We start from the raw sequence: 22,698 nt of genomic DNA, 5'->3' as shown, positions 1-22,698 counted from the left end.
TTAGAATGCCAGCGCAACACGGCACTAAGGGGGTAAATCAAACCAAACTATCTATTTTTTTCGGGGGTGTGTAAATGAAGTATGTCAAGTGGCTTGACGAGATTGGTGCAGACGATGTGCACATTGTTGGCGGTAAAAATGCATCTTTGGGTGAGATGATTAAAGAGCTTAAGGATGAAGGCGTCAATGTTCCATACGGCTTTGCTTTGACTGCTGACTCTTATTGGTACTTACTTGACTATAACAACTTAAGAGAGAAGATTGGCGAAGTTTTAAGAGATTTAGATACTCATGATATTAACAGTTTGAGAGAGAAAACAAAAGCCGCAAGAGACCTTATTTTTAATGCAGAATTGCCAGCTGATTTGTACGAAGAGATAAAGGAAGCCTACAAAAAGTTGAGTGAGTATTATGGCGAAGATGAAAGTGATGTTGCTGTAAGAAGCTCAGCAACGGCGGAAGATTTACCTGACGCTTCGTTTGCAGGCCAGCAAGATACTTATCTAAATGTCAAAGGCATTGATAATGTCGTTCACTATGTGAAAAGCTGTTATGCATCAATCTTTACAGATAGAGCCACATCCTACAGGCATGATAAAGGTTTTGACCATTTCAAGGTTGGCTTGTCTATTTGTGTGCAGAAGATGGCAAGAAGTGATTTAGCCGCAAGTGGCGTTATGTTCTCAATAGATACAGAGAGTGGTTTTGACAAAGTTGTTGTTATAAATGCAAGTTACGGATTGGGTGAGAATATTGTTGCAGGCAAAGTGAATCCTGATGAGTTTATTGTATTCAAACCTACGCTTGAGAAAGGCTATAAAGCGATTATAAACAAAAAATTGGGTTCGAAGCTAACAAAAGCCGTATATGACGAAAACGGCGGCATAAAGGATGTTGAAACAACAGAAGAAGAGCGCTTTAAATACTCTTTGAGCGATGATGATGTTCTTACGCTTGCAAGGTGGGCTGTGAAGATAGAGAATCACTATACCAAAAGAAACGGCAGATATACGCCAATGGATATAGAATGGGCAAAGGACGGCAAAACAGGTCAACTTTTTGTCGTTCAAGCGAGACCAGAAACCGTCCAATCAAGAAGAAACTTAAGCGTCCTTGAAACTTACAAACTTAAAGAGAGAAGCAAAGTTCTTGTCGAAGGTATAGCCGTTGGAAGCAAGATAGCAACGGGCAAGGTTCATGTTATAGATACACCAGAAGAGATGGATAGATTTAAGGATGGTGAAATTCTTGTTACGGATATGACAGACCCTGATTGGGAACCAATAATGAAAAAAGCCGCAGCAATAATCACGAATAGAGGCGGAAGAACCTGTCATGCTGCGATTATATCAAGAGAGCTTGGTGTTCCTGCTATTGTTGGCTGTGGCGATGCGACGGAAAAATTACAGACAGGACAAGAGATTACCATTTCCTGTGCGGAAGGTGAGATAGGGTATGTTTACGAAGGAAAACTCGACTATGAAGTTGAAAGAATCGATTTATCAAAGCTTGAAAAGCCAAAAACTCAGATAAAGATGAATCTTGGTAATCCCGCAATAGCATTTCAGATGGCGGGTATTCCAAATGACGGTATAGGCCTGGCAAGAATGGAGTTTATAATAAGCTCTTTCATTCAGGTGCATCCTTTGGCTTTAATTCATTTTGACGAGCTTGAAGATAAAAAAGCAAAAGAGATAATTGCAGAGCTTACAAAAGGATACGACGACAAACCGCAGTATTTCATAGATAAACTCGCATACGGTGTTGCCATGCTTGCTGCAAGCGTTTATCCAAACCAGATACTCGTCAGAATGAGCGATTTTAAGACAAATGAGTATGCTAACCTTATAGGTGGGCAGGAGTTTGAACCAGAAGAAGAAAACCCAATGATAGGATTTAGAGGGGCTTCCAGATACTATTCAGACGCTTACAGAGAAGGTTTTGCTCTTGAGTGTAAGGCTATGAAGAAGGTTAGAGACGAATTCGGCCTAACTAATGTCGCTTTAATGATTCCGTTCTGCAGGACTCCGGAAGAAGGCGTTAAAGTAATCGAAGAGATGAAGAAAAACGGCCTTGTTCAGGGTGAGAATGGCCTTGAGATATATGTGATGGCTGAAATTCCAAGCAATGTAATATGTGCAGATGAGTTTGCTGAGATTTTTGACGGTTTCTCGATAGGTTCAAATGACTTAACGCAGTTGACACTTGGAATAGACAGAGACTCAGGACTTGTAGCTCACCTGTTTGATGAACGCCATATAGCGGTTAAAAGAATGATATCCATGTTGATAGAAAAAGCTCATAAACACGGCAAGCCTGTCGGTATCTGCGGACAGGGTCCATCTGATTTTCCTGATTTTGCCGAATTCTTGGTTGAGCAGGGTATTGACTCTATGAGCTTAAACCCTGACAGCGTCATGCAGACAATCGTGAATATTAAAAAGCTTGAAGAGAAGCTGGGAAGGTAAGAATCGGGGGCTTTAGCCCCCTTATTTTGGGTGATAGAAATGTATGAAGATGCTTTTGGTTTGCTGAAAAATAGCAATTCTGACTTTTTTGACATATATATTGAAGACTCTTTTGTTCGCTTAATAGAAGCCAAAAACAAAAAGATAGAGAATATTAAGGTTGGCAGAGATAGTGGTGTTGGCGTAAGGCTCGTTAAGGGCTTGAGCACGCTTTACTCATCATCCAACGATACGACAGAAGAGAATATCTATAATATGGCAAAATTCCTTGTCGATGTTGCAAATCTAAAAGAAGGTAGTTTTGTTGTATCCGAAACAGGTTTACAGATGATTGATTCTTATAACGATTACAAGCCGCCGATTGAAAAGATTAAAGAGATTTACGATACAGTATGCCAAGTTGCGTATAAAAAAGAAGAGGTAAAACAGGTCAGTATGACATTTTCCGATAGACTTAAAGAGATTCAGATTTTAAACGAAACGGGTAATCTTTTGAAGGAAAAACGTATATACACAGTTCTGTTTTTTGAGATTACAGCTAAAAAAAATGATATAGTTCAGACAATAAGAAAGCCTTACGGTGTGCTTGGTGGGTTTGAATACTTTGAAAAATTTGATTTTTCAAAGATTGCCGAAGAGTTGACAGAAAAGCTCGTTGAGTTGCTTGACTCTCCAGCGCTGAAACCAGAAAAGATGACGGTTGTTCTGTCTTCTGAAGCTGGCGGGACGATGATTCATGAAGCTGTGGGTCATGGACTTGAAGCCGACCTGGTTTATGAGTCGATGAGTGTTTATAAAGATAGGTTGAATCAGAAGGTGGCAAACGAAAAGATTACCGTTGTTGATGATGCGACAAAACCAAAAATGCGCGGTTCGTTCTATTACGATGACGAAGGCACAAAGTCTGAAAACACAGTTTTGATAGAAAATGGAATTTTGAAGAACTATATGTTTGATAAGATGTATGCAAAGGTTGCAGATAAATCATCAACAGGTAATTCAAGAAGAGAATCCTATCGCTATCCACCGATAGTTAGAATGTCGAATACCTATATTCTGCCCGGCGAAGACAACCCAGACGATATAGTTGCATCTGTTGATAAAGGCTTGCTTGTTAAAAGGATGGGTGGTGGGCAGGTTAATCCGATAACGGGCGATTTTGTCTTTGAAGTTGCCGAAGGATACCTGATAGAAAAGGGTAAAATCAAGCACATGGTCAGAGGGGCAACGCTCATTGGCAATGGCCCTAAGGTGCTTGAAGAGATAGATATGGTTGGCAACGATTTTGGCGTTGAAGTTGGAACATGTGGCAAATCCGGTCAGGGCGTGCCTGTGACAGACGGTGAGCCTACAGTCAGAATCCCATCCATAATGGTGGGAGGGAGCAGCCTATAAAAGCAGCAGCCATTGTTGCATACGACGGCACAAATTATGCAGGTTTTCAAATTCAGCCAAACGATAGAACCGTTCAGGGCGAAATAGAGAGAGCCCTTTCTGTTATCTTTAAACAGGAGATAAGAATAAACTATGCTGGCAGGACAGACAGCAGAGTCCATGCCTTTGGCCAAGTTATAGACTTTAGCCTGCCGTTTTTTATAGATAACGAGTCGCTAAAAAAAGCCTTGAATTCCCTGCTTGATAAAGACATACGCATATTGAAAGTATTTTCTGTTTCTGATGATTTTCATTCAAGATACTTAGCTAAAGCACGAGAGTATCTCTATTTTATCTTTACGGGTGAAGTTTTGCCGCCCTTTTTGAGAAATTATGTTTGGCATAGAAGGGATGTAAATGTTGAAAAGATTAGGCAGATGACCCACCTGTTTGTTGGCAGAAGGGATTTTAGGTTTGTTGCAAATGAACCAAATGATAAGAATTGTGTAAGAGAAGTGCATTTTTTTAGGGTAAAAAGGATTAGGAATTTTGTTGTTTTTCATGTTAGAGCTAATGCATTTTTGCGCGGAATGGTTAGGAATATGGTCGGTTTGAGTGTATTTTTCTCTTCAAACGACTTGCAAAAGGATAGTGCTGGTAATATAATTTTTGAAGATGTGCCGTATTTTAAGGCACCAGCTAACGGGCTATTTTTAAGAAGGGTTATCTATTGAAGGAGAGAGAGATGATAGATAAGGAAGAAGTCAGAAGAATAGCAAAACTGTCGATGCTTGAGCTAAAAGATGAAGATGTTGATAAATTCTGTTCTCAGTTTAACGAGATTTTAGATTATATGAAGGAGATAGACGAGCTTGATTTGGATAAACATGAAGCGGTGTTTCATGTGATAGAGCTTCAGAATGTATTTAGAGAAGATAAGGTTAAAGAGTCTATCGATAACGGAAGGGCGCTTGAGAATGCTCCTGATGCTGCAGATGGTGCTTTTAGAGTGCCAAAGGTTATAGAGAGGTAATAAAAATGCTTTATAAAAAGACATTACACGAACTTTTAGGGTTGATAGAAAAAGGCGAGATAAAAGCAAAAGATGTTTATGAGTCTGTTTTAAATAGAATTAAGGAGAAGGATGGGAAGATAAATGCTTATGTGAGTGTGTTTGAAGAGTTTGAGAAGTATGATGAAGGCTTGCTTAAGGGTTTGCCTATAGCAATAAAGGATAATATTCACATAGAAGGCAAAAAGACAACATGCTCATCAAAGATTCTCTCAAACTTTATAGCTATATTTGATGCGACAGTGATAAAGCATCTCAAAAAAGCAGGTGCTACATTTATTGGCAAAACAAACCTTGATGAGTTTGCTATGGGCTCATCGACTGAGACATCCTATTTCGGGACAACCAAAAACCCGTGGGATACGACAAGAATTCCTGGTGGTTCTTCTGGTGGTTCTGCTGCTGCCGTTGCAAGTGGCGAAGCGATTGCCGCTTTGGGTTCTGATACGGGTGGCTCAATCAGACAGCCTGCATCGCTCTGTGGAGTTGTCGGATTTAAACCGACATACGGCAGGGTCTCAAGGTTTGGGCTGGTGGCTTTTGCATCGAGCCTTGACCAGATTGGCCCTATAACAAGAGATGTTAGAGATGCTGCTATTTTGATGAATCTGATATGCGGTCATGATGAGAACGACTCGACTTCTGCTAATGTTGATGTGCCTGATTTTACTGAGTTTTTGGATAAAAGTGTGAAGGGAATGAAAATAGGTTTTTACGATAAAACGCTTGAAGACTGCGACGAAGATGTGCAGAAGGCTATGGATGAGACGGTTAAAATACTCAAGAATTTGGGATGTGAAATAGAAAGCGTCGATTTACCCAATGCGAAGTATGCCGTTTCTGATTACTATATCATTGCACCAGCAGAAGCAAGCAGCAATCTTGCAAGATACGATGGTGTCAAATACGGCTTTAGAGCTGAAGAGTATGAAGATTTGAAGGATATGTATATAAAAACAAGGTCTGAAGGCTTTGGCGATGAAGTGAAAAGAAGAATAATGCTTGGCACTTATGTACTCTCAAGCGGCTATTACGATGCGTATTACCTAAAGGCTCAAAAGCTCAGAGGATTGATAAAACAGGATTTTGACAGAGCGTTTGAAAAGTTTGATTGCATAATCTCACCAACAACACCAACTGAAGCCTTTGGAATTGGCGAGAAGGTAAATAATCCACTGCAGATGTATCTTTCTGATATTTTTACAATTCCTGCTAACTTGACGGCAATTCCTGCTGTGAGCATTCCAAACGGTTTATCCAAAAATGGTCTGCCTTTGGGACTGCAGATAATGGCTAATGCCTTTAGGGAAGATTTGATATTTAAACTTGCAAGTGCCTTTGAGAAGGAGTTTAATTTGTGGGATAGGCTCCCACTTGATTAGGAGATAAACGATGGCTAAGATTTGGGTTAGAGTGGATATGGTTGACAAAGAGTGTTATGCTGGATACATAGAGACATTTTACGAAAATGAAGATGATGATCTGCTTTTAGTTTTGGAAGAGCAGGCTTATTTGGGTTTGAAGATTGACAATGTGCACAGATGCAAAGATGTCGATGGTAAGATGGTTGTTGAGCCGATAGATAATGAGAAGTCGGAATACAAAGACAGCATAATCATAATGAATACAGACAATATTTTGACGATAAAGCTTCTAAAGGAAGATTCAGATGTTGTTAAAGAGATGGAGAAAAGGTTAAAAAGAGAATCTCAGTCCATACCAAAAAACGCCAAAAATGTGCTTAAGTTTAGACAAATAAAAAAGGAGAAGATTTGATATGGGTAAAAAGCTAACAAAAAAAGATGTTATTGATGCTCTTTACAATGTAATCGATATGGAGATAGGTCTTGATATTGTGAATCTTGGGTTTGTTTACGGAATTGACATTGATGAAAACAACAATGTTAAGGTTGTTATGACTCTGACGACACCTGGGTGTCCTTTGATTGCTCCACTTCAGGAAGATGTTGTAAATAGGGTTAAAGAGATTGGTGCTAATGATGTGATTGTTGATATAGTTTGGGACCCACCCTGGAATCCTTCAATGATGAGCGAAGAAGCCAGAAAGAAACTGCTTGGCGAGTAATGAGTCTTGGCTGTGCTATAATCACGCTAAATGAAGAGAAGAAATTAGAAAGAACACTGAAAAGTCTCTCCTTTTGTGATGAGATTGTAGTTGTTGATTCAGGAAGCAGTGATAAAACAGTTGAGATAGCAAAGAGATTTACGGATAAGGTGTTTTTTCAAAAGTGGCTTGGTTATGGTAAGCAGAAGAACTTTGCTATTTCAAAGCTTTCAACGGATTGGGTATTAAGTGTTGACGCTGATGAAGTGGTTTCTGATGAACTGAAAGATGAGATCTTAAAAGAGCTTAAAAACCCTTCAGCTGATGCCTATGCCGTCAATATTCAGCTTGTCTTTTTGGGCAGACCGTTAAGGTTTGGTGGAACATTTCCGGATTATCATGTTAGGTTATTTAAAAAAGGTAAATACTGGTTTGAAGAGACGGATATCCACGAAGGAGTAAGGGCTGAAGCAAAAAGGCTTAAAGGAGTTATGCTGCATTACAGTTATGATAGTTTAAGCGAATACTTTGAGAAGTTTAATAGATACACTTCGCTGCTTGCTGAGAAGAATTACGAAAAAGGCAGAAGGATAACAAAGTTTTCGCCTTATTTAAGATTTGGATTTGAGTTGTTTAAACGCTTTGTTTTGAAAGGTGCTTTTTTGGATGGGTATGAAGGCTCTCTGTATGCTTTTGTCTCTTCGTTTTATGCTTTTGTTAAATACGCTAAGTTGTTAGAGTTGCAGAAGTGATTTATCTTTTTGCTTTTTTGTTTTTGGCTGTTTTCCTTGCCCGTTTTAACTTTTTTAGGATTCCCAAGAAGGGTATTCTTGTTCTGCTTTATCATAGAATTGACGATAAGCCTACGGGTAAGTCTATTGATAAGTTTTCTATCTCTCTAAGTAGGTTTGAAGAGCAGATAAAGTATCTAAAAAGCAAGGGTTTTGAGTCTATCACACCTTATGATATTGAAAAAATTAAGTCTAATAAACTTTACTTAAGGAAAAAGTATGTCCTTATAACCTTTGATGATGGATATAAAGATAACCTTGATGCTGCAAGGGTATTAAAAAAGTATGGATTTAAGGGTCTGTTTTTTATCTCCACTGCTTCGATTGGCAAGAAACTTGACGGTGTTGATATGATGAGTTTTGATGAGCTTAAAGAGCTCAAAAAGATGGGAATGGTTTTGGGTTCTCACTCTCACAATCATAAAAAACTTACAGAGATGGATTTAGATACAGCAAAGAAAGAGATTAAAGTTTCTCTTGATATACTAAATAAAATTCAGAAAATAGAAGATTTTGCCTATCCCTTTGGAAATTATAACGAGAGTGTAGTAGAAGTGTTGAAAGATTTAAGAATTAAACGAGCATACATTATAGGTCAGAGAATCTTTGACCCAGAAAATGAATCAATATTTAAAATTCCCAGAGCAATAGTAAGAAAAGATACAAACAAAATAGATTTTTACTTAATAATTACACGAGGACGCAGCAAGTTTTAACTTTCATTTAATTTTTCTCTTGACTTTTTGAAAAAAATCAATATAAATATACTTACAAAGCTAAGGTTGAGTTAAGGTGGTAATTTTATTTTAGTGGAGGTGTTTTATGGCTGAAGGGAAACTTGCTAACCCGGGACCATTGGGACTTGGTGGATTTGCTCTGACAACCTTTATTCTCAATGTTCACAACGCTGGATTGGTTCCAGCAGCATTGGAAGCTGCATTGCCATTGGGTCTGTTTTACGGTGGTTTAGCTCAGTTGATTGCTGGATTCCTTGAAATGAGGACCGGCAACACATTCGGTATGACAGCATTTGGTTCTTACGGTGCATTCTGGATTGCTTTAGCATCTTTAATTTATTTCACGAGATTGCATCTTATTCCTGCCGATGCTTTGGGCCCAGCATTGGGAATCACACTGATAGGTTGGACCATCTTTACTACTATCATGACAGTTGTTACATTTAAGTCTGGACATGGAACATTGATTGCCATCTTCGTTCTGTTGGATATTCTCTTTATCCTACTCGTTATAGGTCATTACACTGGTAGCAAAGCTATTACAACATTTGCAGGTTATGAAGGTATTCTGACTGCTTTAGTTGCTTGGTATGGTATGTGGGAAGGCCTAAAGGCTCAGTTTGATGTAATGAGCACAGACTAAAAAAGCATGAGCATGAGATAGCAGGGGCTTGACAAAAAGCCCCTGTTTTTTTATGCTTATGCCCGTGAAAATTAATTAATTTTTTAGGGAGGATTTAGGCTGATGAACATGGCTGAGAAAATAAAATCTTACAGAAAAAAGCAAGGGTTAACATTGAAAGCTTTGGCTGAAAAGGTAGGTTGTACTGATGCCTATATTTCTCAGATAGAGACGGGCAAAGCTGTTCCGTCTATAAGCGTTTTGCAAAAGATTGCTCAGGCCTTGGATGTTCAGGTTAGAGATTTGTTGAGTGATGAGCAGTCAAATGACAAGATATTCTTAACGAAGGAAGAAAGAACCCAAATTATATATCCAGGTAGCCATGTATATGCGGAATTACTTGTTGCTAAGATTTCCAACAAAGCCATGGAGCCACTCTATAAGGTTGTTCCAGTGGGTTGTGATTCCAAAGGTGAACACAGGCACGCAGGCGAAGAGTTCGGATACATTCTGAAGGGTAAACTCGAACTTAAAGTTGGAGACCAGGTTAGGGTGTTGGGTCCTGGTGATAGCTTTTACTTCTCATCTACTCAGCCGCACTCATATAGAAATGTTGGTGATGTTGATGTTGAGACAATCTGGGTTGTAAGCCCGCCAGTTTTATAGGGTGTAAATCTTAGCACAGTGGTTTTTAAAGAGAATCTCCTGTTTTAGGTCAAAATCGAGCTGGTTATCCTTCGATGTAAGATAAAAGAGATGACCAGCTCTTATCTTTTTTATCTCATCAATCATATTTCTTAGATTGATAGCACGAGCAGTGATAACATCACATATTAACTCTTCATCTATCTCTTCTAATCGTTTATCTATTATGCTGCATTTTAGATTGAGTTTTGAGCAGATATATCTTAAAAACGCCGTTTTTTTGTGGTTTGGTTCAATCATCGTTATACTTAATGTTGGCTTGTAAATTTTAAGAATTACAGCTGGAAAACCAGCACCAGAACCTATGTCTATGATTTTTAAGTTATCTTTTTTAAATACTTTAAAAAATAGAAGAGATGGTGCAACGAGATGATTGACGATGTTCTCTTCCCTTTTTGAGATAAGGGCTATACTTCTGTTCCACTGAGTTAGAGTGTTTATGTATTCTTCGAAGGGCTGTAGGCTTTCTGGTTTTGGTATATCAACCCTTTTAAAAGCCTTCTCAAGCCGAGTCTTTAAATCTCTCATTCTGCTTCTTTAGATAGACCATTAATATGGATATAGCAGCAGGTGTTACGCCAGATATTCTCATTGCCTGCCCTATAGAAGTTGGTCTTACTTCCATTAATTTGCCGCGCACTTCGTTTGAAAGACCACCAACTTTTGTATAGTCGAAATCTTCTGGTATCTTCATGTTCTCGTATTTTTTAAACTTTTCTATCTGTTGTTTTTGAAGTGTCAGATATCCTTCGTATTTTATGTCTATCTCAACTTCCTGCTTTATATAACTGTCGAGTTCTTCAAGTTCTGGTTTTAGCTCTCTCAATTTGTCGTAATTAAGCTCTGTTCTGCGCAGGAGCTTTGCTAAATCTGTTTTGGTTTTTATGATTTCTGTTCCAAGTTCCTTTAGTTTCTTGTTTGTCTCGTCAGTTGGGAATATGAATGTTGTTTTCAGTTTTTTAATTGTCTCTTCTATTTTTCTCTTCTGTTCTGCTATCATCTCGTATTCGTCTTTTGACAAAAGGCCCGCTTTGAAGGATTTTTCTGCCAACCTTAGATGTGTGTTGTCTTCTCTTAAGATGAGCCTATATTCTGCACGGGATGTGAACATTCTATAGGGCTCTTTTGTGCCTTTTGTTACAAGGTCATCAATCAAAACACCCGTGTATGCTTCATCTCTTCTTAGTATGAACGGTTCTTTCTCAAGTAAGAAGAATGCTGCATTTATGCCTGCAACGATACCTTGAGCTGCTGCTTCTTCGTATCCACTTGTGCCGTTGATTTGACCAGCTAAAAAGAGTCCTTTTATCTTTTTTGTCTCGAGTGTGTGTTTTAGTTGCGTTGGGTCAACGAAGTCGTATTCAATTGCATAACCCGGTCTCATTATCTCAACTTTCTCAAGCCCTTTGATTGTGCGTAAGAAGTTTAGCTGGACTTCATAGCTCATAGATGTGTGAAGGCCGTCTGCATATATTTCAGTTGATTTTTCGTCTTGTGGCTCTAAGAATATCTGGTGCTGTTTTTTTTCGAAAAATTTAACGACTTTGTCTTCAATGGATGGGCAGTATCTTGGGCCAACGGATTCAACTATGCCGCTGTATAGTGGCGATTGGTCTAAATTTTTTAAAATTATCTCGTGTGTCTTTTCGTTTGTGTATGTTAAATAACAGGGAATGTTTGGCCTGTTTAACTCTTTGGTTCTGAATGAAAATGGCACAGGCTCATCGTCGCCCGGTTGCGGAATTAAGGCATCAAAATCTATTGTTCTTGCATCGAGTCTTGGAGTTGTGCCTGTTTTTAATCTTCCAACCCTTAAACCCAGCTTTCTTAAGCTGTCTGATAGATGTTCGCTTGGCGGTTCCCATGCTCTTCCTGCTGAGTATGTGTTTAAACCTATAAAGATTTTACCCTTCATAAATGTACCTGTTGTTATGACAACGGCATTTGCATAATACTCGTTGCCTAAGTTTGTTCTTATACCTTTAACCCTGTCGCCATCAACAAGCACTTCATCTGCCATCTCTTGCTTTATGTCTAAATTTTTTTGTCTTTCAAGAGTATATTTCATTCTAAGTCTGTATGCAGTCATGTCAGCTTGAGCTCTGCTTGACCAGACGGCAGGACCTTTGCTTTTGTTGAGTATCTTAAACTGCAAACCTGTCTCGTCTATATTTCTTGCCATCTCACCGCCAAAGATATCCACTTCTTTAACAAGATGTCCCTTTGCCAAACCGCCGATAGCAGGGTTGCAGCTCATCTGTCCAATTGAGTCAAGATATATGGTTAAAAGTAGGGTATTGAGTCCTAATCTTGCATTAATCAAAGCCGCTTCTATACCTGCATGCCCACCACCGACAACTATCACATCGTAATTCTTAGGGTAAATCATCTCTCTTCTCCTTCAATGTTTCACATGAAACATTACTTTCCTATACAGAAGTTTTTAAACATCACATCCAGCATATCTTCGTTTGTGATTCTGCCTATCACTTCGTCTAAATAGTCTGTAAGAGATAGAAAGTCAACACCAATTAAAGCTGGGTCTATCTCGTTTTCTATATCTTTTTTTAACTGTTCACACATCTCTATTGCCTGTTTTAGGTTCTGTTTTTGAGAAGCATTCAACGAAACAAGCTCGCTGTCATCAAACCCTTTTAGTGCTAAGTTTGATAATTTTTTCTCAAGTTCTTCAAGTCCAGTCTCATCTTTACATGATACATAGACTTTGTTTTCAAATGGTATTTTATTTAACTCTATTTTCTGTTTTAAATCACTCTTGTTTATTACGGCGACTATCTCTTTATCTGAGTTTTCCAGATTTTCGATAATCTCTAAATCTTCATCTGTCAGTTCAGATGAACCGTCGAATACAGCCAAGACGATATCTGCCCTGCTTATTGCTTCAAGACTTCTCTCAACGCCAATCTTCTCTACAATATCGTCTGTTTTCCTTATGCCAGCTGTATCCATTATAGAGAATGGGATGCCATTTATATTGAATGTCTCTTTGATAACATCTCTTGTTGTGCCCGGAATGTCTGTTACTATTGCTCTATTTGAGCCGACTATTAAATTAAGTAGACTTGATTTTCCCACATTGGGTCTACCTACTATGGCAAGCTGAATCCCATCAAATAGGTTGTCTCCGTACTCTGCAGCTCTTAGAATCCTTTTTAAGTCGTTTTGGATTTTTTCTATGATATTTAATCTATCTTTTTTTGTTAGATTGCTTAGCTCTTCTTCTGGGTGGTCTATTATCACTTCATTTTCTGCCATAAGATAGAGAATGTTCTCCCTTATTTTGTCAAGTCTGCTTGAAAACTTGCCTTGAAGTTGGTTTTGTGCAACCTTTAAGGCTCTTTTGCTTTTTGCTGATATTACCTTTGCAACGGCTTCTGCTTGAGATAGGTCTAATTTCCCATTTAAGAATGCCCTTTTTGTGAATTCACCGGGTTGAGCTAATCTTGCACCAACTTCTAAAACACGCTCTAAAACAGCATTCAAAACGACAAGGCCACCATGACAGCTTATCTCTGCTGAATTTTCGCCTGTGTATGAGTGTGGTTCTTTGAATATGCTAACCAGAACTTCATCTATAATTTCACCACTCTTATCCTTTATAAAGCCGTAATATACCCTTCTGTGCTCATAAGGTGGTTTTTTTGAAAAAATACTCTCTAAAACTTTAAATGTATCTTTTCCAGATAACCTGATTATGCCTATTGCTGCTTCTGAATAACCTGTTGCTATAGCTGCTATTACATCATTTTCAGCCTGCATTTTTTAGCTTCAGTTTCTTCTCTTGAGCCTGCAGAATTTTTGAATCAATAAACTGCTGCAGGATTGTTAGTAGGTTGTTTGTTGTCCAGTAGAGCACCAAACCGCTTGGAAAACTCATAAACATAATTGTGAATATAATGGGCATAAACATCATTATTTTTTGCTGTGTTGGGTCCATTGTTGCAGGTGTCAGTTTCTGTTGTATGTACATAGTCAGGCCCATTATGATTGGCAAAACATAATATGGGTCTTTGGAGCTCAAGTCTGTTATCCAAAGGATGAATGGTGCTCCTCTTAACTCGATGGCGTTAAGCAGAACATTGTAAAGAGCAAAGAAGACAGGTATCTGAATGAGAATAGGTAGACAGCCGCCGAATGGGTTGACTTTGTGTTTTTTGTATAGCTCCATCGTGGCTTTGTTCAACTGTTCGGGTTTGCCCTTGTATTTTGCCTGCAATTCTTTCAATTTTGGTTGAAGCTTTGCCATCTCTTTCATTGATTTGTATGATTTGAAACTTAAGGGATAGAATATGAGCCTTATGATTAGTGTTAGTATAATGATTGCGACACCGTAGTTGCCAAAGATGGAGTAAAGCCAATTTAGGACATAAAGAAGCGGTTTTCCTATGAAACCAAACATGCCAAAGCGTATGATTTTTTCAAGCTTGTGGTCAACGGATGCTATTGTCTCTTTGCTTTTTGGCCCGCTGTATATGGTTATCTCCGCTGGCGTTTTAAAGTTGGCATAAATGTAGTTGCCATCGTTTAATTTCGTATATCCTGCTTCTATAGAGTTTGAATGTTCGGGGATAAATGCTAAGCAGAAGTATTTGCTCTCAAGTGCTATCCAGTGGATATCTTCGTCTGGTTTTATCTTTTTGTCTGTTCTTATTTTGTCGTTATTAACTAAAGCCACAGCACCGAGATGTGAGTACTTGCTCTTTTGCAAATCTCCTAAGTCTGGTCCTGCATAGATTGAGAATGCCACATGTTCAGGCTTGTCATTTTTAAAGACTTTCACGCTTAATTTAAAGTCATATTGGCCGTTTTTGAAGTAATAGGTTTTTACTATCTTTGTTGCGTTGTCTTCTTTTACGAGTTTGAGTGTGTATGTTTGGTTTGGCTTGGTTAAGTCTATGTTGTAGGAGTCAACCTTATATGGTTTTGTCTCTTCCATATTTTCTATTGACTTGTCGGCAAATACGGTTTCAAGTGTATTGTAATATCCTGTGCTTTTTACAAGCGTAACCTTTCTCTCCTGCACACTGTATTTTTTAAGAATCAGCTCTTTTATAGCTCCGTTTATGCTCGATATTTTCATTATGTAATTGTCTGTGTTTATGGTTATGAGTTTCTCGTTTTTCTTTGTAGTTTTTGTTTCTTTGGTAGCTTGTTGGGATACGGTTGTCTGTTTGTTTGGTTCTTGTTGTGGCTGCTTTGGAGTTGTTTTTGGTAAAAAGAAGTATGTGTATGCTGTAATTAAGAGAGTTACTATCAAAATCGCTATCAGAGCCCTTTTTTCATAGCTTCCCATTTTCTCTCCTTTTAAATTCAAATAGTGGTTTTTCTGGCGGGTCGTATCCGCCTGCACTCCACGGCCCACATCTTAAGATACGCCATATTGCCATTAACGAGCCTTGAAATGGTCCAAATTTTCTTATTGCTTCTATCGAATAATTAGAGCATGTTGGATAAAATCTGCACGACGGTCTGTGTAATGGCGATATGAATCTTTGATAGAACTTTATTGCACCTATTAAAATATTAGACACTATCTGTCTCATTTTTTATCTTATTTAGAAACAGCTTTTGAGCTTGCCAAAAGTCAGCCTTCAGTATGCCCTTTCGTGCCACAAGCACAAGCCACATATTTTTACTCAAAAACGGTTGAGACAACCTTACAATCTCTCTCAATCTTCGTTTTGCTCTGTTTCTTTTAACGGCTTTACCTATTTTTTTACTTGCAACGACGCCAACTTTAAGCTCTTCTTTGCCCTTTAAAATGAATAATACATAAAACGACGTTACTATCTTTTTCCCTTTTGTATATACTTCCTTAAACTCGTTAGACTTTAGAGATTTAAACTGCTTCTTTAGACTGTCAATCTCTTTCTGCCCTTTGCTCTCCTTCTGGATAGAACCTTTCTTCCACCAGCCGTTTTCATTCTTGCCCTAAAACCGTGAGTTCTCTTTCTTGGTTTATTGTGTGGTTGAAATGTCCTTTTCATTGTCAAACCTCCTTTTCTTTTTGGCGATGAGAAGTATAACCATAAACGATTAAGAATTCAACATTTTTAGGCTGTTTGAGAAGATTGTAAGGTTTATTTGTGAGTTTCTCTGCTTTCTCTTATAATAGAAACAATTTCTTCTGTAGATATGTCTAAATTAATGCTTTCAACATTTTTAAAGGAGATGTTTTTTCTTTGATAGGTTTCAAAATAAATAACTTTCCATTATCTCTTTTTATTAAAACTTCACCTTCTTTCTCAGCTTTGTCTAAAATTTCTGTGAATTTGTCTTTATCATTTGAATATGTATATATAAGTGTCATTTTTATACCTCCAGTACTTTTACTGAGATGCTTTTGGCAATTTGTATTAACTTTTTATCTAAGGTTATCAAGGGAGCGTGATATTTTAAGCAACGTCTTAAAAGATAAGCATCGTAGCAATATATGTTTGCTTGGTAAGAAATTTCCAAAGATTTATCTAATTCGATCTCTTTTATATATTTTATTGGAATTTTTTCGAAGATAGAGAGTGCTATTTTTGTCTTTTCTAAATCAGCTTTTTTCTTTTTGAACATAGCTGAAAAAGCATTACCGATTTCCCAATATACAGATTCTGGAGCTATCAATGTTGCTCCTGTTGTTATTTCTATAATGCTATTTCTCTCTGGCTCTCCTAATATAACAGCTATAATGGCCGAAGTATCTATTACTATATTCATAGCATTACCTTTACTTTTACAAGAATACTTTTTTTGGAAAATCAATTGTGTAATACTTTATTCTACCACAATCATCCAAAGCGTTTTTGCTACTTTGCCGTTTTTCTTTAAAGCCATGATGCCCACCCGTTGGACTCTCTTTGTCAATTTTGGTGCTTTTATGAATACAAGATTACCCTTTGTATTCGCCTTTATCCAGCCGTATTGGGAGCAATAAACCTTAAAAGAGTTTGGTTTGTATCTGTCTATACCATTCACAATGCCGCCGATAATTGAAGGCTGAGCGGTATCTCCTATGTCGGGTATTCTTTTTTTAACATCAAGATATGTTTCGTTTAGTATCTCTTTGAAGTGTTTCATTGTTGACCAGTATTTGCCTAAGATTGGTTGTCTTGGAAGAAGCCAGAGTGGTGTATTTTTGTTTAAAGCTGTTGCATCTTGAGTTAGTATTGCTTTAAAGCCCAGCTCTTTAGCACTCTCTATGACGGTTTTGTTGTAATCGCCATACGGTATAGCAAAGGCGTAAGGCTTGTATCCCAAATACTTTTCAAAAAACTCGATACTTTTTTTAAGGTCATTTTTTATCCAAGCTTTATACTTTTCTTTTGTTAATCCTTTGGGTGGATTTGTAAAGTGTGGGTGCGAATAACTGTGTGATTGAAAATCGATATTATACTGTTGCATTATCTTTATCTGTTTCATTGTTAAATAGTCTGGATAGTGTTTCTCTATCGCTTCTGTTGGAAGAAATACAGTGGCTGGTATCTTGTATCTTTTTATAATAGGAAAGGCATTTTTAAATACGCTTCTATATCCATCGTCAAATGTTATAACTACGCACTTTTTGGGCAAATTCTTTCTCTTTTCTATTAAGTTAACGAGTTCCTTTAAGGGCATTATTCTGTAATTGTTTTCTATTAGGTACTGCATCTGTTCTTTGAATCTTTCTATTGATACATTTGTGCTTGGTGTTCTGTTGTCTCCGACCTTGTGATAGATTAGGATTGTGCAAGCGTTTGCTTTGAGTATTGTAAAGATAAATATAATTAGCATCACCGTTGCCGCTTTTCTCATCTTTCTATCTCCTTGACTATCTCTTTTTTGAGTTTTTCAATTATCTCTTCAAACAGTGGCAAGAGCCTTTTTCTGTCTGTTCCTGCAAGCACAACAAACATTATGTCATCACCAATATTTAACTTTCCCTTGTTTATCCAAACAACGCACTTCTCTACAAAGCTCTGTTTATTTGCATACTCAACGAGCTCTTTTAATTTTTTCTCATCGTAATCAAGCTCCATAAAGCTAATCTTTCTTCCATCTTTTGATGTTGCCCTTACAATACCGTTGTGCATAAGTATCATGCCAAGATTGTCAATGTTTGAGCTATTTTTTATCTCTTCTATTGTTCTGTTTATATCAAACATCTTCATAGGGTATCTTTCTCCCTTCAAAGTTTCTAAAAATGTATCTGTTTTTGACTCTTTTTATTATCCTGTCTGGTTCTAAAACTACTTTACCGCCACCTTCTGGTAAGTCAAATGCAAAAACCGGCATACATAAGCCACTAATTCTAAACCTTAAGTCTTCCATAATTCTTAATGCTTTATCAATTGAAACTCTATAATCTTCATTTGCTTCTGCTTGGTCGCATCCAAATAAGTAATAGGGTTTTATGCCTATTTCAACGAGTTTGCAGAATAACTCTTCAAGTGTGTGAGAGTTGTCGTTTATCTCCTTGAGCAGAACAGTTTGTGAAACGATTGTTATGCCTGTTTCTATTAGCATTCTTGCTTTTGTCTTAAATAGTTCTGTTATCTCATCAGGGTGATTTATGTGGATTGCAAACCAGAGTGGCAGGTATTTTCTTAGAATGTTTATTAATTTTTCATCTATACGCTGTGGAAACGCTGTTAATACCCTGCTTCCTATTCGTATGATTTTTATATTGGGTATGTCCTTGATTCTTTTTAGTATATTTTCAAGTTCCCTGTTTGAGAGCGTTAAAGGGTCACCGCCGCTTATAAGCACTTCTCTTATGCTTGGATGGTTTCTTATGTAATTTTCTGCTTCGTTTAAATCGAAACCTTCAAACTCTTCCCAGTTGTGCTTTCTAAAGCAGAAATTGCAGTATACAAAGCATTGGTTTGTTATTGTCAATACCACCCTATCTGGGTATCTGTGTATTAAGCCCTTTGCTTTGGTAAACCTTTTTTCATTTAGTGGGTCTTTTGTGCCGTTCTGTTTTAGGAGTTTTGCTTCAAACTTAAACTGCTTTTTTACTCCTTCCTTATGAATTATAGAAGTTAAATATCCGTTTAGTTTTACATTACCCATCTTTCAAAGTATAATTAAAGGAAAGGAAAAAGCAATGGTTTTGAAGTTAAACCATTTGACAGCAGGATACAATAGAAAGGGTATAGTTTATGCGGATATGGATATAGGGAATGGTTTAACTCTGCTTATGGCTCATTCTGGCTCTGGTAAATCAACACTGCTAAAGACAATAGCTCTTCTTATTAAACCTATCTCTGGTTTTGTAATTTTTAACGATAAAAAGATAGAAAAGAGAGATAGATTCTGGCGAAGAGAGTGTATAATGCTCAAGCAGGGTGATTTTTTCTTTATCGATACGGTTCTTGATACACTGCTTATGCCGTTTGAGTTCGAACCCAATAAAGGCAAACTTTTTGATAAAGCTGAAGTTATAAAGCTTTTTGAGTTGTTTGGAATGAGCGAGAAATTTTTAAGTTTGAAGGTTGATGAGCTTTCAGGTGGAGAAAAACAAAGGGTTGCATTGATAAGGGCTTTGATACTCAAACCATCTGTTTTGCTTTTAGATGAGCCAACAACGGGATTGGATAGCGAGCTTATCGAGACGGTTTTTGAATTTTTGAAAAGCTATTGTAAGGATAGGGTGTGTATCACTGTTTCACATGAAACATCGGCTGTTAAGTTTGCCAACAGGATTATAACAATAGAGAATGGAGAGCTTCATGATAAAACAGATAACCTTTGAAGGTTTACTAATATCTTATTTATTACTTTTAATTGTTTTGGGTATCTCGTATTTTGAAAGGCTCAGACTTGAGAAGGATATTTTGGTTTCTTTTATTAGAATGTCCCTTCAGCTTTTTGCTGCAGGGTTTGTTTTATCTTATGTATTTGTTTGGGATAAAACCATCTTAAATATGTTGATTTACCTTTTGATGATATACTTTGCTTCAAGGATTGTTGTTAAGCGTGCCGGAGTTAACTTTTCAGGCTTGAGTTGGTATATATTTTTGTCCATTCTTCTGTCGAGTTTTGCTGTGCTTGTTGTTATGCTGTTTGGTGTTGTTGGTCTTGAGTCTTTAAATGCCCGTTATTTTATCGTGCTTGCGGGTATGATAGTTGGCAATTCTATGAATTCGACAACCATAGGCATAGAGAGATTCTTCTCTTCATACAAGGATAGTAAAGGCAGAATAGAAGATTTGCTCTGTCTTGGTGCAACAGAAGAAGAAGCTTTAAAGTTTATAGGAAGGTCAGCTCTTAAGGCTTCTATACTGCCGTCTCTTGCTTCTGCAAGCGGAATGGGTATTGTTTTTCTGCCTGGTATGATGACAGGGCAGATACTATCAGGTGTTAATCCGAATCAAGCCGTTTTTTATCAAATAAGCATAGTTGCTGCCATAACAACAACCGTTTGTTTATCTAACTACTTTATGGTAAAAACATTAACGAAAAAATGGCAAAAAATTTAATTGACACTTTATTGTTTTTAGAATATAAAAAATAGTTAGAAATGCGTAAAGGAGGGTTAGTGAATGGAGCATTCCAAGCTTAGAGAGTTGGCTTTGGAGTATCATTCAAGGGGCGGAAGGCCCGGAAAAATAGAGGTAAAGCCCACAAAGCCACTTCAGACTCAGAACGACTTATCTTTAGCTTATACACCCGGTGTTGCTGAAGTGTGTGAAGTTATAGCAGAAAACCCAAAGGCTGCCTACAGATACACATCAAAGAGCAATCTTGTTGCTGTTGTATCCAATGGAACGGCTGTTTTGGGTTTGGGTAATATAGGTGCCCTTGCAAGTAAACCTGTTATGGAAGGTAAGGGCAATCTGTTTAAAAACTTTGCCGATATTGATGTGTTTGATATAGAAATAAACGAGACAGACCCTGATAAGGTTATAGAAATAGTTGCTGCTTTAGAGCCAACCTTTGGCGGTATAAATTTGGAAGATATAAAAGCTCCTGAATGTTTTTATATAGAAGATGAGTTAAAGAAGCGCATGAAGATACCTGTGTTTCACGACGACCAACACGGAACAGCCGTTATAAGCGGTGCAGCTTTACTTAATGCATTGGAGATAACGGGTAAAGATATATCTAAATGCAAGCTCGTTGTTGTTGGAGCGGGTGCTGCTGGTATTGCTTGTGCAAAGTTTTACATGACTCTTGGACTGAAAAGAGAGAACATTATAATGCTTGACTCCTTAGGTGTTATTTATAAAGGCAGAACTGAAAGGATGAATAAATATAAAGAGTTTTTTGCTGCTGATACATCGGCCAGAACACTTGAAGAAGCGATAGAAGGTGCCGATATATTCGTTGGGGTTTCGAAAGCTAATATCCTTACGGAAGAGATGGTTAAAAAGATGGCTGACCCGCCAATTATTTTTGCTATGGCAAATCCAGACCCAGAAATAACATACGAAGCTGCAAAAAGGGCTAATCCAAATGTTATAATGGGAACAGGAAGAAGTGATTACCCTAACCAGATAAACAATGTTTTAGCGTTCCCATTTTTGTTTAGAGGTGCTCTCGATACATTTGCAACGCAGATTAACGATGAGATGATGATGGCGGCAGCTAAAGCTCTGGCTCAGCTTGCAAAGGAAGATGTGCCAGAGAGTGTTTTGAAGGCATACGGTGTTGAAAATCTTAAGTTTGGACCTGAGTATATCCTACCGAAACCTTTTGACCCAAGAGTCTTGTTCTATGTTGCACCAGCTGTTGCAGAAGCAGCTATAAAGTCTGGTGTTGCTCAAATTGATGAAGATGAGTTCGATATAGAAAAGTACAAAGAAAGCCTAAAAGAGAGACTGGATAAAACAAAGGCTGTAACAAGATACATTTACAATAAAGCAAAATCAGATCCAAAAAGGGTTGTATTTACAGAAACAACAGATGCAAATATTTTACGAGCAGTTCAGGATGCTTTGGAAGAAGGTATCGTAAAGCCAATATTTATAGGTGCTCGAAGTTTTACAAAAGACGATGTTGCAAAGAAAATAAAAGAGCTTGGACTAAAAGAGAGTTTGCTTGATAAGATTGAGTTTATAGATCCATTGTATTATGAGAAGACAGAAAAATATGCCGAAATGCTCTATCAAGAGAGAAAAAGAAAAGGGCTAACACGCAGAGAAGCATCTTACATTATGGAGCATAGACCAAATTATTTTGCTGCTATGATGGTGAAAAGCGGAGACGCCGATTCTATGATTATAGGTGAAACCTACAACTATCCAGCTGGTATAAGACCTGTCCTTACCGTGCTTGATAAAGAACAGGACAGCGTTGTTGCGGGTTTGTATGTTATGATAATCAAGAACAAGATTTATGTTTTTGCTGATACGACAATAAATGTTGACCCGACAAGTGAAGAGCTTGCGATTATAGCAAAAGAAGCTGCATGCTTCTATGAAGATTTAACTGATGACAAAGCCGTGGTTGCTATGCTCTCGTTCTCGAACTTTGGCAGCAATAATCAGGAAGATGCGACAAAGGTTAGAAAGGCTGTTGAGATAGTAAAGCAAAGGCATCCAGAAATAATTATTGACGGTGAGATTCAAGCCAATGTGGCAGTTGATAAGGATTTGATAGACAAATTCTACTCATTTAGCGACCTTGTCAATAAAGATGTGAATGTTCTTGTATTCCCAGACCTTGATGCTGCAAACATAGCATACAAACTGTTATACAAGATGGGTGGTGCTTATCCTATAGGCCCTATCCTTGTGGGTTTAAAACAGTCTGCTCATGTTCTTGAAATGGGTTCAACATCTCAGATGATAGAAGATATGATAGCGATAGCTTCATTTGATGCTCAGAGAAAGGGTTGTAAGTAAGAAAATTTTTTATGGGAGGTGTTTT

26 protein-coding genes are annotated in these 22,698 nt (G+C 37.7%); 14 read left to right on the top strand and 12 right to left on the bottom strand.

The window, feature by feature from the left end:
• Window positions 1–74: 74 nt before the first annotated feature.
• The 11 genes from ppsA to G415_RS0107710 all read left to right on the top strand — a co-directional run bounded on the left by ppsA (window position 75) and on the right by G415_RS0107710 (window position 9,795).
• Window positions 75–2,468, top strand: a complete 2,394-nt coding sequence (gene ppsA, locus G415_RS0107760; RefSeq protein WP_022671109.1) for a phosphoenolpyruvate synthase — start codon at window positions 75–77, stop codon at window positions 2,466–2,468.
• A 39-nt stretch (window positions 2,469–2,507) separates the two neighbouring features.
• On the top strand, window positions 2,508–3,863 hold the full coding sequence (locus tag G415_RS0107755) for a TldD/PmbA family protein (RefSeq protein ID WP_022671108.1): 1,356 nt from the start codon (window positions 2,508–2,510) through the stop codon (window positions 3,861–3,863).
• Window positions 3,833–4,576, top strand: a complete 744-nt coding sequence (gene truA / locus G415_RS10835) for a tRNA pseudouridine(38-40) synthase TruA (RefSeq protein WP_081639360.1) — start codon at window positions 3,833–3,835, stop codon at window positions 4,574–4,576. Before G415_RS0107755 ends, truA begins: the two co-directional genes overlap by 31 nt.
• A gap of 11 nt (window positions 4,577–4,587) precedes the next feature.
• Window positions 4,588–4,875, top strand: coding sequence for an Asp-tRNA(Asn)/Glu-tRNA(Gln) amidotransferase subunit GatC (gatC, locus tag G415_RS0107745; RefSeq protein WP_022671106.1), 288 nt, complete (start codon window positions 4,588–4,590; stop codon window positions 4,873–4,875).
• 5 nt (window positions 4,876–4,880) lie between these two features.
• Window positions 4,881–6,296, top strand: a complete 1,416-nt coding sequence (gene gatA / locus G415_RS0107740; protein ID WP_022671105.1) for an Asp-tRNA(Asn)/Glu-tRNA(Gln) amidotransferase subunit GatA — start codon at window positions 4,881–4,883, stop codon at window positions 6,294–6,296.
• A 10-nt stretch (window positions 6,297–6,306) separates the two neighbouring features.
• Window positions 6,307–6,690, top strand: coding sequence for a hypothetical protein (locus tag G415_RS0107735; RefSeq protein ID WP_022671104.1), 384 nt, complete (start codon window positions 6,307–6,309; stop codon window positions 6,688–6,690).
• A 1-nt stretch (window position 6,691) separates the two neighbouring features.
• Window positions 6,692–7,000, top strand: a complete 309-nt coding sequence (locus tag G415_RS0107730) for a metal-sulfur cluster assembly factor (protein WP_022671103.1) — start codon at window positions 6,692–6,694, stop codon at window positions 6,998–7,000.
• The gene (locus G415_RS0107725) at window positions 7,000–7,731 is read left to right on the top strand and encodes a glycosyltransferase family 2 protein (RefSeq protein WP_022671102.1); all 732 of its coding nucleotides are present in this window, start codon (window positions 7,000–7,002) and stop codon (window positions 7,729–7,731) included. The genes G415_RS0107730 and G415_RS0107725 overlap by 1 nt, the downstream gene beginning before the upstream one ends.
• A gap of 23 nt (window positions 7,732–7,754) precedes the next feature.
• Complete coding sequence (locus G415_RS0107720; protein ID WP_162138541.1) at window positions 7,755–8,486, top strand: polysaccharide deacetylase family protein; 732 nt, start codon at window positions 7,755–7,757, stop codon at window positions 8,484–8,486.
• 106 nt (window positions 8,487–8,592) lie between these two features.
• Window positions 8,593–9,150 (top strand): acetate uptake transporter, encoded by a 558-nt coding sequence (locus tag G415_RS0107715; protein WP_022671100.1) that lies wholly within the window; start codon window positions 8,593–8,595, stop codon window positions 9,148–9,150.
• Between the two features lie 102 nt (window positions 9,151–9,252).
• Window positions 9,253–9,795 (top strand): helix-turn-helix domain-containing protein, encoded by a 543-nt coding sequence (locus G415_RS0107710; protein WP_022671099.1) that lies wholly within the window; start codon window positions 9,253–9,255, stop codon window positions 9,793–9,795.
• Here the strand turns inward: G415_RS0107710 and rsmG are convergent.
• The 12 genes from rsmG to G415_RS10200 form a co-directional block, all read right to left on the bottom strand.
• Window positions 9,790–10,362, bottom strand: a complete 573-nt coding sequence (gene rsmG / locus G415_RS10830; protein WP_022671098.1) for a 16S rRNA (guanine(527)-N(7))-methyltransferase RsmG — start codon at window positions 10,360–10,362, stop codon at window positions 9,790–9,792. The genes G415_RS0107710 and rsmG overlap by 6 nt on opposite strands.
• Window positions 10,337–12,223 carry a tRNA uridine-5-carboxymethylaminomethyl(34) synthesis enzyme MnmG gene (mnmG, locus tag G415_RS0107700; protein ID WP_022671097.1) on the bottom strand — a complete coding sequence of 629 codons (1,887 nt, stop codon included), beginning with the start codon at window positions 12,221–12,223 and terminating at the stop codon, window positions 10,337–10,339. Before mnmG ends, rsmG begins: the two co-directional genes overlap by 26 nt.
• Window positions 12,224–12,255: 32 nt before the next feature.
• The gene (mnmE, locus tag G415_RS0107695) at window positions 12,256–13,614 is read right to left on the bottom strand and encodes a tRNA uridine-5-carboxymethylaminomethyl(34) synthesis GTPase MnmE (protein WP_022671096.1); all 1,359 of its coding nucleotides are present in this window, start codon (window positions 13,612–13,614) and stop codon (window positions 12,256–12,258) included.
• Window positions 13,604–15,148 (bottom strand): membrane protein insertase YidC, encoded by a 1,545-nt coding sequence (gene yidC / locus G415_RS0107690; protein ID WP_022671095.1) that lies wholly within the window; start codon window positions 15,146–15,148, stop codon window positions 13,604–13,606. Before yidC ends, mnmE begins: the two co-directional genes overlap by 11 nt.
• Window positions 15,135–15,398: a membrane protein insertion efficiency factor YidD gene (gene yidD / locus G415_RS0107685; RefSeq protein WP_022671094.1), complete on the bottom strand. Its 264-nt coding sequence runs from the start codon at window positions 15,396–15,398 to the stop codon at window positions 15,135–15,137. The genes yidC and yidD overlap by 14 nt, the downstream gene beginning before the upstream one ends.
• Window positions 15,379–15,720 carry a ribonuclease P protein component gene (gene rnpA, locus G415_RS10990; RefSeq protein WP_272943634.1) on the bottom strand — a complete coding sequence of 114 codons (342 nt, stop codon included), beginning with the start codon at window positions 15,718–15,720 and terminating at the stop codon, window positions 15,379–15,381. The genes yidD and rnpA overlap by 20 nt, the downstream gene beginning before the upstream one ends.
• Window positions 15,708–15,842, bottom strand: coding sequence for a 50S ribosomal protein L34 (gene rpmH, locus G415_RS0107680; RefSeq protein ID WP_022671092.1), 135 nt, complete (start codon window positions 15,840–15,842; stop codon window positions 15,708–15,710). Before rpmH ends, rnpA begins: the two co-directional genes overlap by 13 nt.
• A 152-nt stretch (window positions 15,843–15,994) precedes the next feature.
• A complete protein-coding gene (locus G415_RS11060) occupies window positions 15,995–16,165 on the bottom strand; it encodes a hypothetical protein (protein WP_155825474.1) in 171 nt (56 codons plus the stop codon).
• A gap of 2 nt (window positions 16,166–16,167) precedes the next feature.
• Entirely contained in the window at window positions 16,168–16,563 is a 396-nt protein-coding gene (locus G415_RS0107670; protein WP_022671091.1) for a type II toxin-antitoxin system VapC family toxin, read from the bottom strand.
• A gap of 57 nt (window positions 16,564–16,620) precedes the next feature.
• Complete coding sequence (locus tag G415_RS10205) at window positions 16,621–17,637, bottom strand: polysaccharide deacetylase family protein (protein WP_022671090.1); 1,017 nt, start codon at window positions 17,635–17,637, stop codon at window positions 16,621–16,623.
• Entirely contained in the window at window positions 17,634–17,993 is a 360-nt protein-coding gene (locus tag G415_RS0107660; protein ID WP_022671089.1) for a molybdenum cofactor biosynthesis protein MoaE, read from the bottom strand. Before G415_RS0107660 ends, G415_RS10205 begins: the two co-directional genes overlap by 4 nt.
• Window positions 17,980–18,897, bottom strand: coding sequence for a KamA family radical SAM protein (locus tag G415_RS10200; RefSeq protein WP_022671088.1), 918 nt, complete (start codon window positions 18,895–18,897; stop codon window positions 17,980–17,982). The genes G415_RS0107660 and G415_RS10200 overlap by 14 nt, the downstream gene beginning before the upstream one ends.
• A 34-nt stretch (window positions 18,898–18,931) precedes the next feature.
• On the opposite strand from G415_RS10200, the gene G415_RS10195 reads away from it, so the two are divergent.
• The 3 genes from G415_RS10195 to G415_RS0107640 all read left to right on the top strand — a co-directional run bounded on the left by G415_RS10195 (window position 18,932) and on the right by G415_RS0107640 (window position 22,673).
• Window positions 18,932–19,579: an ABC transporter ATP-binding protein gene (locus G415_RS10195; protein ID WP_022671087.1), complete on the top strand. Its 648-nt coding sequence runs from the start codon at window positions 18,932–18,934 to the stop codon at window positions 19,577–19,579.
• Window positions 19,557–20,306 carry an ABC transporter permease gene (locus G415_RS0107645; protein WP_022671086.1) on the top strand — a complete coding sequence of 250 codons (750 nt, stop codon included), beginning with the start codon at window positions 19,557–19,559 and terminating at the stop codon, window positions 20,304–20,306. The genes G415_RS10195 and G415_RS0107645 overlap by 23 nt, the downstream gene beginning before the upstream one ends.
• Before the next feature lie 63 nt (window positions 20,307–20,369).
• Entirely contained in the window at window positions 20,370–22,673 is a 2,304-nt protein-coding gene (locus G415_RS0107640; protein ID WP_022671085.1) for an NADP-dependent malic enzyme, read from the top strand.
• Window positions 22,674–22,698 lie beyond the last annotated feature (25 nt).

This window comes from Hippea alviniae EP5-r (assembly GCF_000420385.1).
GTDB lineage: Bacteria > Campylobacterota_A > Desulfurellia > Desulfurellales > Hippeaceae > Hippea > Hippea alviniae.
This window is presented reverse-complemented; position numbering and strand designations above follow the sequence as displayed.

Bases quoted from the DNA above. Each gene is read 5' to 3' on its own strand.
- ppsA (WP_022671109.1), top strand. From the start codon at position 75: ATGAAGTATGTCAAGTGGCTTGACGAGATTGGTGCAGACGATGTGCAC.
- G415_RS0107755 (WP_022671108.1), top strand. From the start codon at position 2,508: ATGTATGAAGATGCTTTTGGTTTGCTGAAAAATAGCAATTCTGACTTT.
- gatC (WP_022671106.1), top strand. From the start codon at position 4,588: ATGATAGATAAGGAAGAAGTCAGAAGAATAGCAAAACTGTCGATGCTT.
- gatA (WP_022671105.1), top strand. From the start codon at position 4,881: ATGCTTTATAAAAAGACATTACACGAACTTTTAGGGTTGATAGAAAAA.
- G415_RS0107735 (WP_022671104.1), top strand. From the start codon at position 6,307: ATGGCTAAGATTTGGGTTAGAGTGGATATGGTTGACAAAGAGTGTTAT.
- G415_RS0107730 (WP_022671103.1), top strand. From the start codon at position 6,692: ATGGGTAAAAAGCTAACAAAAAAAGATGTTATTGATGCTCTTTACAAT.
- G415_RS0107725 (WP_022671102.1), top strand. From the start codon at position 7,000: ATGAGTCTTGGCTGTGCTATAATCACGCTAAATGAAGAGAAGAAATTA.
- G415_RS0107715 (WP_022671100.1), top strand. From the start codon at position 8,593: ATGGCTGAAGGGAAACTTGCTAACCCGGGACCATTGGGACTTGGTGGA.
- G415_RS0107710 (WP_022671099.1), top strand. From the start codon at position 9,253: ATGAACATGGCTGAGAAAATAAAATCTTACAGAAAAAAGCAAGGGTTA.
- rsmG (WP_022671098.1), bottom strand. From the start codon at position 10,362: ATGAGAGATTTAAAGACTCGGCTTGAGAAGGCTTTTAAAAGGGTTGAT.
- mnmG (WP_022671097.1), bottom strand. From the start codon at position 12,223: ATGATTTACCCTAAGAATTACGATGTGATAGTTGTCGGTGGTGGGCAT.
- mnmE (WP_022671096.1), bottom strand. From the start codon at position 13,614: ATGCAGGCTGAAAATGATGTAATAGCAGCTATAGCAACAGGTTATTCA.
- yidC (WP_022671095.1), bottom strand. From the start codon at position 15,148: ATGGGAAGCTATGAAAAAAGGGCTCTGATAGCGATTTTGATAGTAACT.
- yidD (WP_022671094.1), bottom strand. From the start codon at position 15,398: ATGAGACAGATAGTGTCTAATATTTTAATAGGTGCAATAAAGTTCTAT.
- rpmH (WP_022671092.1), bottom strand. From the start codon at position 15,842: ATGAAAAGGACATTTCAACCACACAATAAACCAAGAAAGAGAACTCAC.
- G415_RS11060 (WP_155825474.1), bottom strand. From the start codon at position 16,165: ATGACACTTATATATACATATTCAAATGATAAAGACAAATTCACAGAA.
- G415_RS0107670 (WP_022671091.1), bottom strand. From the start codon at position 16,563: ATGAATATAGTAATAGATACTTCGGCCATTATAGCTGTTATATTAGGA.
- G415_RS10205 (WP_022671090.1), bottom strand. From the start codon at position 17,637: ATGAGAAAAGCGGCAACGGTGATGCTAATTATATTTATCTTTACAATA.
- G415_RS0107660 (WP_022671089.1), bottom strand. From the start codon at position 17,993: ATGAAGATGTTTGATATAAACAGAACAATAGAAGAGATAAAAAATAGC.
- G415_RS10200 (WP_022671088.1), bottom strand. From the start codon at position 18,897: ATGGGTAATGTAAAACTAAACGGATATTTAACTTCTATAATTCATAAG.
- G415_RS10195 (WP_022671087.1), top strand. From the start codon at position 18,932: ATGGTTTTGAAGTTAAACCATTTGACAGCAGGATACAATAGAAAGGGT.
- G415_RS0107645 (WP_022671086.1), top strand. From the start codon at position 19,557: ATGATAAAACAGATAACCTTTGAAGGTTTACTAATATCTTATTTATTA.
- G415_RS0107640 (WP_022671085.1), top strand. From the start codon at position 20,370: ATGGAGCATTCCAAGCTTAGAGAGTTGGCTTTGGAGTATCATTCAAGG.